This window comes from Nitrosomonas sp. (genome assembly GCF_043753625.1).
GTDB lineage: Bacteria > Pseudomonadota > Gammaproteobacteria > Burkholderiales > Nitrosomonadaceae > Nitrosomonas.
In genome coordinates this window covers 1-9,762 of record NZ_JAYUWI010000135.1, presented here as the reverse complement: position 1 = coordinate 9,762, position 9,762 = coordinate 1, and the positions used below count along the sequence as shown (strand labels likewise).

Here is a 9,762-nt window from a genome sequence, read left to right as displayed (position 1 = left end):
TTGCACGATCTTTGTCTTCAATCCAAAGACAATATCTGCTCTCACCACGAATAAATTCTTGTGCACCAAGGAAACGCTTTGTGTAAGGATCTGCGGAGGGTGCTTCTTCCAACAGTTCTTGCCTTTCCATAGATGTAAAAAAGAAGTTTCCTCCATCTGTAGGTTTGTTTCCCCATTCCATCAAACCCCGCTCATCTTTTGGCTTAGAAAGAGGATTTACAATAACGTCAGGGCCGGAAACCAAATATGCGTTTATATATTCCGCTTCTTTCAAAACCGAGCTTCCGTCATCTGCGATGGAAAATAATTTCCGCACTTTCTCATCATGGTTTGAAATGCCAACAATTGCTACCGTCACACCTGCGTTGTGACTGGCTAGGTTTGCCCATTTGAAACTAGTGTGCGCGAAGGCAATTTCATGGCCTGTTTTAAAGATTAGCGGCCAAAGAATGGGGACTTGCTGTCCTTGGCAAATCGAATTAGTCGAAACAAAAGCAGAAGCCATCTTGGTATGTCTACCATATTCAGCCGCCTTCATAAACCAGCCTGCCACATAATCCAGTGATTTCCATGTGGTAGTCAGGTTTTTAAATATTGCTTCAAGGTCCGATTTTTGTTCTTTCGTTTGCCAAGTAGATCCCAAGTATGGCGGATTTCCACATATGTAGGTCTCTCCGCCTTCGTTTTCGAAATCAATTTCTGCCTGATCAACCGGGGTGTTAAATAGGTCATCTCCAAAAAATTTAACGCCCTTGCTGGTTGGAGGACAAACTGATAACCACTCAACACGAAGTGCATTGCCACAGGTAATCCAGTTTTCTGCATTCAGTGGTAGAAATTCAGCTAACGCCAGTTTTTGGCCTCGATACAAAACATCGCATTGATATTCAGCAATGATAAGTGCCAGCCTTGCTATCTCAGCCGAAAAATCTCGTAACTCTATGCCCCTGAAATTGGTAATCAGTATGTCAGTAGGCCTGTTGGTTTCGCCACGTCTTTCGTTGATCTCATGCTCGATTTCCCGCATGTGCTTGTAGGCAATCACCAGGAAATTTCCAGATCCACAGGCCGGATCAAACACGCGAATACGCGATAGCCGTTTACGTAGGTTCAGGAGCTTTCGACTATTATTTCCTGCTTCATCCAATTGAGCGCGAATGTCATCAAGAAATAAGGGGTTCAGCACCTTCAGGATGTTAGGAACAGAGGTGTAGTGCATCCCAAGTGCGCTGCGTTCACCCTCATCGGCCACAGCCTGAATCATGGAGCCAAAAATATCCGGATTTATACGCTTCCAGTCTAGATTACCGACATGCAACAAATAGGATCGGGCAATCTTGGTAAATTTGGGCGTTTCGATTGATCCTGAAAACAATTCTCCATTAACGTAGGGAAATTTATTCGCCCAATTCTTAATTTTCTTTCCTACGCGTTCTTCCTGCTTGGTATCCATTGCACGAAAGATTTCGGTGATGACCTCATGCACATCGGAGGCATCACCTGCACTCATTTTCTGGACAGTCGGCGTGAACAGGCAATCAGCCGGGAATATACCTGTATCCTCAGCAAAAAAGCAGAAAATCAAACGCGCCAGAAAATGATTCATATCATGGCGACGTTGTGGCTTAGCCCAGTCCGGATTATGGCGTAAAAGCTCTATATACAGTTTGTTCAGACGCCCCGTCGCCTTGATGTCAAAGGCACTCTCTCGAATTTGCTTGACGGTACTAATTCCAGCAAGAGGTAGAAAAAATCCAAAATGGTCGTGGAAGTCTGAATAGTTGCAGACGATTGTCTCTCCGCTATTTAAATCCTCAGCCTGAAAATCCACACCATCAGTAGCAAGTATGTATTTAGCCTTGGCCTTTGTCGTGGCAGGGCTTTCACGAAGCTTACTCAATGCATCAGGAACCGTACCCTTTTCACAAACAGCAATGTGAATGTTATTATGTTGAAGAATGCCACCCGCAATATCAGATTTATTGTTATTTCCCGTTTGAAGGCGCTTAATAGTTGTGGGCTTATTCCCAAAAGCTTCCAGAAAACTATATGGAAATTCAGCAGGAACGAAAGGCTGTTCTGCTAGCAACGATATAGCTTCTTCAATCTCAACTGCATTCATGTTGTTACTCTGCAATATTTGTGAGTATTACTTACTGAATAACCTTGCCCAAAATAAGAAACAGGGTGATTTACAACCATTGCACTATAAAGGCCTGGGCTTCAATCCCTGCCCACTTGTCATTAGGTTAAATTTAATTAGAACCAATCATGCCTATGCTTAAATCAGTCACACATTTCAATATTTTTCCAATGAGATTACCAACATCATGAATCCCAGTTGATTAAGCATAGATGGTGCGAAAGATACCGAAATATCTCACCATCACTGACCTCTACTCAAGCTGAATTTTTGGTAAATCAGGCCAAGCCGTTGTGTAACAGGGGCTTTTCCGGTCGGCTCGGGTCTGCCACTGATGAGCGGTCTTCTGGGCGGCAAACACAATAGTGTTACGGCCATATCGCCGGTTTAGATCGTCAATAAGCTGGCTGACTTCGGCCTGTTTCTCGCGGTTGGCCGTGTCGAATAGATCCGCTGTGACCTGGTTACTGGGAATAATACCCGTAACGATCACCCCCGCTTTGGCATAGACAAAGCCGGGTTTAAACACACGCTGCAGAACATATAAAGCAGCTTTAATCAGTTCTGTACTGCTATTCGTTGCAGTCGGTAAGCTAATGGATTTGCTTCCCGAATACTGAGGCTGGTCTTTACGGTGTTTGTTGGTGTGGATGAAGACCGTTAGGACACTGGCGCAAGCCGTCTGCGCTCTCAACTTCTGGCCGCAATTATGGGCAAATGTGCTGACTGCTGCGGCGATGGCTTCATACTCTTGTTGAGGTTGGCCAAATGATCGGCTGTTACAGATGTTCTTTGAAATGGCGCGGGGTTCTAGCATAGGCACACAGGACAGGCCGCGTAGTTCCATCAACAACCGGTAACGGTCATCTGACTTTTGATCCATTGATCAGACAGCTTGGTAAAATCTAGCGCACTGCGTACACCCTGTTTGTATAACAGTTCCTGATATTGTCGGCCAATGCCCCACACGTCGCCAATGGGAAATGATGCCAGGGCGGCAATTCTAGCCGCGTCGTCCTGAATGACAAAAACCCCGTCGAGCGCGGGATTCTTTTTGGCAATCTTATTGGCCACCTTAGCAAGTGTCTTGGTTTGGGCAATGCCAACACACGTTGGAATCTTCGTCCATCGCCTTACGGTCGCCCGGACTTTCCGGGCAAACGGCTCCAGCTCGGCGACGGGGAAAATAGACAAATCAAGGAACGCTTCATCAATAGAATACACTTCAACCAACGGGCAAAGCTCGTTGAGCGTATTCATCACACGCGCTGAGATATCGCCGTATAGAGTGTAATTGCTGCTAAACACCTGCACCGCGTGTTGCTTGATAAACTCCCGGATTTTAAACGCTGGGGCACCCATTGGCACCCCTAAATCCTTGACCTCCTGGCTGCGAGAAATGATGCAGCCGTCATTGTTACTGAGCACAATGACAGGCTGTTCCTGCAACGTAGGCGAAAAAATACGCTCACAGGAACAGTAAAAATTATTGCAATCGAGAAGCCCGAACCATTGCATCAGTCGCGCCGGAAATTACGGCTTAGCCCCTTCACTACGCCAAACACCCTAAGATCATCACACTCTAAAATTTCAATGGGGGCAAAGTTGGGGTTGCGGGATTTCAGGAACAGTTTTCCGTTCTTACGGTCAATAATCTTGGCTTTATAGCTGCCATTTAAGCAGCAGATGACGACATCATTTTCACGGTAAACTAGGCTCGTATCAACGATCAACACATCGTTTTCGGTGATCCCCGCGTCGATCATCGAATCGCCGATAGCCTCCACTAAGAAGGTGACGTGCTTGCGGATACCGTGATAGTCGTTGAGGTCCAAATGCGCATCGATATAATCATCGGCGGGACTGGCAAAGCCCGTTGTACTAGTGCCACATTCAACGTTAAGGGCGAATTTGGGCAAAAGGATCGGTTGGAAATCAGCAATGTTGTAGCGCGTTATATCGCTGTAAACTGGGGTCTGTGTGTGCATAGTGACCGCCGGGTTAAAGGTTAGGACTATGCGAATTGTGTCATAATTCGCAGGAATAGCAAGAAATTCCTATTAATTATATTTTACTTGTATTATATTCCTATATAAATCAGTGTCTTAGGATTGTGGTCCTTCCCCACTAATCACGGCTTTGAAGTCAGTAAGTTGGATTCGGATTTAGCTGTTGCTGGCGGTTTGGGTAACCTGTGCCATTTGGCCCTACCCTATTCTTACAATCAATTAGGTTATAACCTTGTCCAGTTATTTTTATAATAAACTGGACAAAGACTAATCCATAGCGTATCATTGAGGTATGAAAACGTCTGAAAACGTCGCGGCTACAGTAGATCGACTTCCAGTCGGTCATGTGTTTTCGTACACGGACATTAACTCTGGGGCTGATGGCAAAGAGGCCGTCATCAAATCACTAAACCGGATGGTGCAGGCGGGCAAGCTCACCAAACTTGCCAAGGGTAAATTTTATAAACCGGAAAACACGCCGTTCGGTCCATTGCAGCCAGACCAATCGGAAGTTGTCAAAGACTTGTTGGAAGAGGATGGCAAGATTATAGGCTATTTGACTGGCTACAGCATCTATAACCAGTTGGGCTTAACAACTCAGGTCAGCAACACCATTCAGATCGGGAAGAATGACATCCGGCCAGCCTTTAAACGGGAACGCTACACGATCATCTTCATCAAACAGAAAAATACGATTACCAAGGATATAGTGCCGCTGTTGCAAATTCTCGATGGGATACGGACCATCAAAAAAATCCCGGATGCTAACCTCACTAGGTCAGCAAAACGCTTGATGGCTATTGTGAAGGAACTGTCCGAGACTGAACAAAAAACGATGGTGCGCCTGGCGTTGAAGTACCCACCCGCTACCAGAGCGTTATTAGGTGCCATGCTGGATGGGTTGCAAAAAGCCAAACTGTCCCCTCTTCTTTATAAAACGCTGAACCCTATCACCGTTTACAAACTGGCTGGCCTGAGTGACATTCTCAGCACGGCTAAAAAGTGGAATATCCGATGAAACTGCACGAAAACAAAACGCTGTTTCGACAGGCTGTACAGTTCACGGCTGACCAGATGCAAATTGCCGCTATCTATGTCGAAAAAGACTATTGGGTGACATTCGCCCTGCATACACTCTTTCATCACCCGATTGGCGATGACACCGTGTTCAAAGGTGGCACCTCGTTATCGAAGTGCTACAGTATGATCGACCGGTTTTCCGAGGATATTGATCTGGTGGTCTTACGACGCAATCAGGAATCCAATAACAAGCTAACTACTAAAATCAGGACCATCAGCGATGTGGTCAGTACGGCCCTGCCAGAAGTTCAGATAGCGGGCCTAACCCACAAAATGGGGATGAATCGGAAAACCGCACATACGTATAACAAGGAATTTGCTGGTTTATACGGTCAGATACGCGACGTGATTGTGGTTGAAGCGACTTGGCTTGGCTATTTTGAACCCTATACGACCAGAATGGTAAGTGCCTTTGTCGGAAAAATGATGCTCGGCAATGGACAAGAAAGCATTGCTAGGGAATATGGTCTGCTGCCTTTTGAAGTACGTGTACTGGAACCCATCCGGACGCTGTGTGAAAAGATCATGAGCCTGGTCAGGTTCTCCTACGGTGAAAATCCGCTTGACGACCTGAAAAAGAAAATCAGGCATACGTATGATTTACATCAACTGCTACAACAGGCTGAGTATGCACGTTTCTTCCAATCATCGGCGTTCGATGAGATGCTACTGAAAGTGGCCCAAGATGACGTGATCAGTTTCAAAAACAATAATAGCTGGTTGGCTCACCACCCAAAAGATGCCTTAATCTTTCGCGACACCGAAAATGTCTGGAAGCAATTGCGAGAGGTGTACAATAGTGATTTCAGAAACCTAGTATATGGCGATTTTCCAAATGATGCAGCCGTATTGGAAACGCTGAGAGCTATTGCTGAACGATTAGTCAGCATCGACTGGACCATTAAAATAGAGAAATAGCAATAACCTAATGTATATTTTCAGAGCAATTAACACTAAGGCGAAAATATGAGTGGTCGTGGTACTTCAGGAGGTGTAGTTTTTCAATCAGAAGTAGGAGCTGATCTAGCAGCTCTAATTTTAACAGAGCGACCAATGTCACGCTTAGGGAAACGTCTACCTGGCACACCCAAAAAATTGTTCTTTGAAGCGGCAACAGCCGTAGATGACATTGTTGTTGAAACCGAATACGGGAAAATTTACATTCAGGCGAAGAGGACGATTAGTTTATCGAAAAGTGGTGATAGTGAGTTAGCTTCCGTTGCACAACAGTTTGTTCGCCAATTCCGCGCAGGTGCAATTGATGATGGAATACGGCGTGACTTGAACTTGGCGCACGACCGACTGATACTCGCAATAGGGGATGAAACTCCTCAAAGCGTAGCCATACACCTGCACCAAGCGTTAGAAAAAAGTCGAACAGGTGCCGCTACGGCTCTTCCAGAAACCCTATCATCAGCTCTCAAAACGTTTTCTGATTTAATTGATGCTGCTTGGTTTGATGAAGTAAGTACTCCCATCAGTAGCGCTACTAGAGAACAGCTCCTATCTTTTTGTACTGTTGTAAAAATCGGTGAAAGCCAACGCCAATCCACCACAGAAATACTCCAGAATGTTGTTGCAAATCCTGGAGAAGAAGCTGCTTTACACGATCTTTTAGTGAAGTGGGCAGCGGACGCATCTCAAGATGGGACTGGAGGGAATGCTAACTCCCTCAGAAACTCTTTGCGGGACACTATCCGCTTGAAAGAAGCACCAAGCTTTAGCGAAGATGTCAAAGGTCTTTCAATTTATAGTGCTCATGTCACCCGGCGACTGAAGCGTTTTACTGAACTCAACACACCTAACGGCGATATTACTATTTCTCGTCCTATAGTTGATGTCGTGGTAGAGGCGGCTAAGAAAGGCTCTCTTATAATAACTGGTGAACCAGGTGCAGGAAAATCAGCAGTGATTTTCAAATCAGCAGAAATCCTGAAAAAAGAAGCCGTAGTAGTCGTCTTGACCGTTGAAGCGGGATCGATTTCTTTGGAGACTCTACGACAAGAGATCCAGCTAATTCACCCGTTAACTGATGTCTTGAGACAGATGGCGAGCGGTAAATCAGGATATCTTTTCGTGGATGCCCTTGATGCTGTCCGAGGAGGATTAGCCGAGCAAACCTATAAAAAGTTGATCCAAGAAGTTATCGCCTTACCAGACTGGAAAGTAATTGCCTCTGTCCGCACGTTCGATTTACGACTTGGAAAAGAGTGGCGGTCATTGTTCGCAGGCAAAGCACCATCGCCAGAGCATTCAGATAAAAATTTTAGTAATGTTCGTCATATACATGTTGGCCTTCTCGATGAACAGGAAAAGGATGATATAGCTTTAAAATCCCCGAGTCTGAGTCAGGCTATTAAAGCTGCTGGACCAAGAGTGGAAGCTTTGACACAAAACCCGTTTAATCTAGGGTTAGTCGCGGATTTACTAAAGACAGGTTTAACACCTGAATCATTAACACAAGTCAGAACACGAGGACAGCTTTTAGAGGCGTATTGGCAGCAACGGATTACTGAACTGGGCACACCAGCTACAGTAGCTCTCAGGATTATCGTCTCTTTAATGATTGAATCACGATCCATTGACCTTCCCGAAACGGAAATTCCGATGGAAGCAGCGGCAACAGTTGATCTGTTGCAACAGGTAGGGGTTCTTATAGTCGAAACAAATCGTCGTGTCGGCTTCCGCCACCATGTCTTGTTCGACTATGCCATCGCACGCCTTTTATTGCTACCGGATCGTGTATCCACACTCAAACTTTTCAGCAAAGACAAAAGCATTGGATTGCTGATTTCACCTTCACTAGCGTATTGGTTAGAGGAACTTAAAAAGAACCTTAAAGTAACCGATTATTGGACATATGCCGTATTGGTCATCGGCAGTAAAAGCATCGACCCGATTATTCGCGTAGAATTCGCGCGTCTGGCCGTTGAGGCCGTAGTGCAGGATGAACCACTTACCCCGTTAGCGCAAGTTCTTAAAACGGCTGATACAGATCAAAGGCGGGCTTTATCACAGATAGTCGGTTCGCTATTCACAAAAGCAAATTCCAAACAAGCGATCTTGACAAAACCGTGGGCAGGTTTTGTTAGCGAATTAGATAAACCGTCCAACGATGAACTCGGCAGCATACATGTTCTCATAGGGTTATTGCTTGATAACCACAACAGCCCAGAGGATATGGCGTGTATTGGAGTGGCATCTCGCCGTTTGTTCGAGATAATGTCAAACGAAGACCGCTTGATTCCATGGCTAGCACCCTATGTAATAAAATATGTCGCTCAAACCTATGCAACTGATCCGGTTGCATCACGAATTCTACTAGAAAGGCTTTTCACAGAAGACCGGTTTGCAAAGTGGGGCCATATCGAAGTGCCTAACCTTGCACAGGAAGTAAAGTGGTTTGCTGAAACCGATCCTGATTTCGTTGCGAAAGTCTACTACCGCGTTTTTTTAGGAGGGAACTTCAGACAAGATCAAGTTACACCAATGTCAAATAGTTGGATCTTATCTGTATCATCCAATGCTGCCCAAGATTTTAATATTGCTGAACATTATCTTTCCGAAGCCTTCACTTCACTTATTAAAATGTCCCCTGAGACAGGCATACGTGCATTTGCCGCGACAATACGCGGACAGTTTGAGGGACAACATTTAGCGCGTGGGGGAGAACAGATACAAAATGTACTATACGGTAATACTGAGAAAGCTTTTAAAGAAGATGGCAGTCATATTTGGGCATGGGATGTTAGAGAAAATCAGTATGATGAGTATGCCAAAATATATCAGTCGTTTGTTAATTGGGCACTGGCACTTGAAGATGTAGCTGTAATTCAAAACATTCCCGACCTAGTTTTTCAGGAAACAAATATTGCGCTGGCTTGGAAAGCATTATTTGAAATTGCAGCCGAAAAGCCTAAGGCTTTAGGTGTAATGCTATGGCAAGCTGCTGCAGGAGCCGTGGCATTAAACTCTTTAGAGACAAGACAAACAGCTATAGCCATGTTGAGTGCTGTTTACCCCTATCAATCAAAAACAGAATGTCAGCAAGTTGAAAAGGGGTGGCTTCAACGCGATTTTTCGATTTTTCAAGATCCTAAAAAAGCCCGTCTAGAAATCATAGGGACATTATTTGAATGCATTGGTGAAATGCATCTCGCGACTGAAGAAGCGCGGGATTTTTTAATAAATTCCAAAAATGAAGGCGAAATTTTCGACAATCGTATGCCCCTCAATTTTGAAACACATTGGGAGAGTAGTGGCGGTCATTGGTTAGAATACGAAGGCATTGACGTAAAAGATACTCAAGTTGCGCAATTAATTGATTTAAATAATGCGGTAAACAATGCAAAAGATATATTGAGCAGTGATGAGTCTGAAGAGCATGGTATAGCCATGTGGGATGCAGTAATTGCACTTCATATCGGTACAGTAACTGTTTAGGTACGCAATTTGCTTCAATTTTCTTGTGGTAGAGACCAACGAGATACCCCAACTCAAAGCCCTGATTCTGGCTCAACAAGAAGAAAT

The 9,762-nt window shown here is 44.9% G+C and carries 7 protein-coding genes; 3 read left to right on the top strand and 4 right to left on the bottom strand.

Annotation, left to right across the window (positions count from 1 at the left end):
- From ACH10T_RS11490 to ACH10T_RS11475, 4 genes are all read right to left on the bottom strand, one after another.
- On the bottom strand, window positions 1-2,122 hold a 2,122-nt coding region (locus tag ACH10T_RS11490), incomplete at its 3' end, for a class I SAM-dependent DNA methyltransferase (protein WP_394809414.1).
- 274 nt (window positions 2,123-2,396) lie between these two features.
- Window positions 2,397-3,026, bottom strand: coding sequence for a DUF4113 domain-containing protein (locus ACH10T_RS11485; protein WP_394809413.1), 630 nt, complete (start codon window positions 3,024-3,026; stop codon window positions 2,397-2,399).
- On the bottom strand, window positions 2,990-3,661 hold the full coding sequence (locus tag ACH10T_RS11480) for a Y-family DNA polymerase (protein ID WP_394809412.1): 672 nt from the start codon (window positions 3,659-3,661) through the stop codon (window positions 2,990-2,992). The genes ACH10T_RS11485 and ACH10T_RS11480 overlap by 37 nt, the downstream gene beginning before the upstream one ends.
- Window positions 3,661-4,131 (bottom strand): LexA family protein, encoded by a 471-nt coding sequence (locus ACH10T_RS11475; RefSeq protein WP_394809411.1) that lies wholly within the window; start codon window positions 4,129-4,131, stop codon window positions 3,661-3,663. The genes ACH10T_RS11480 and ACH10T_RS11475 overlap by 1 nt, the downstream gene beginning before the upstream one ends.
- Before the next feature lie 313 nt (window positions 4,132-4,444).
- Here ACH10T_RS11475 and ACH10T_RS11470 point away from each other — a divergent pair, with 313 nt between their 5' ends.
- From ACH10T_RS11470 to ACH10T_RS11460, 3 genes are read left to right on the top strand one after another with little or no spacing between them, the layout of a single operon-like run.
- On the top strand, window positions 4,445-5,170 hold the full coding sequence (locus ACH10T_RS11470) for a DUF6088 family protein (RefSeq protein WP_394809410.1): 726 nt from the start codon (window positions 4,445-4,447) through the stop codon (window positions 5,168-5,170).
- Entirely contained in the window at window positions 5,167-6,150 is a 984-nt protein-coding gene (locus ACH10T_RS11465; RefSeq protein ID WP_394809409.1) for a nucleotidyl transferase AbiEii/AbiGii toxin family protein, read from the top strand. Before ACH10T_RS11470 ends, ACH10T_RS11465 begins: the two co-directional genes overlap by 4 nt.
- 48 nt (window positions 6,151-6,198) lie before the next feature.
- Window positions 6,199-9,675 (top strand): hypothetical protein, encoded by a 3,477-nt coding sequence (locus ACH10T_RS11460; protein ID WP_394809408.1) that lies wholly within the window; start codon window positions 6,199-6,201, stop codon window positions 9,673-9,675.
- Window positions 9,676-9,762: the final 87 nt, after the last annotated feature.

What these genes read in the sequence shown, in the direction of transcription:
- ACH10T_RS11485 (WP_394809413.1), bottom strand. Translation starts at nt 3,026, where the DNA reads ATGGATCAAAAGTCAGATGACCGTTACCGGTTGTTGATGGAACTACGC.
- ACH10T_RS11480 (WP_394809412.1), bottom strand. Translation starts at nt 3,661, where the DNA reads ATGCAATGGTTCGGGCTTCTCGATTGCAATAATTTTTACTGTTCCTGT.
- ACH10T_RS11475 (WP_394809411.1), bottom strand. Translation starts at nt 4,131, where the DNA reads ATGCACACACAGACCCCAGTTTACAGCGATATAACGCGCTACAACATT.
- ACH10T_RS11470 (WP_394809410.1), top strand. Translation starts at nt 4,445, where the DNA reads ATGAAAACGTCTGAAAACGTCGCGGCTACAGTAGATCGACTTCCAGTC.
- ACH10T_RS11465 (WP_394809409.1), top strand. Translation starts at nt 5,167, where the DNA reads ATGAAACTGCACGAAAACAAAACGCTGTTTCGACAGGCTGTACAGTTC.
- ACH10T_RS11460 (WP_394809408.1), top strand. Translation starts at nt 6,199, where the DNA reads ATGAGTGGTCGTGGTACTTCAGGAGGTGTAGTTTTTCAATCAGAAGTA.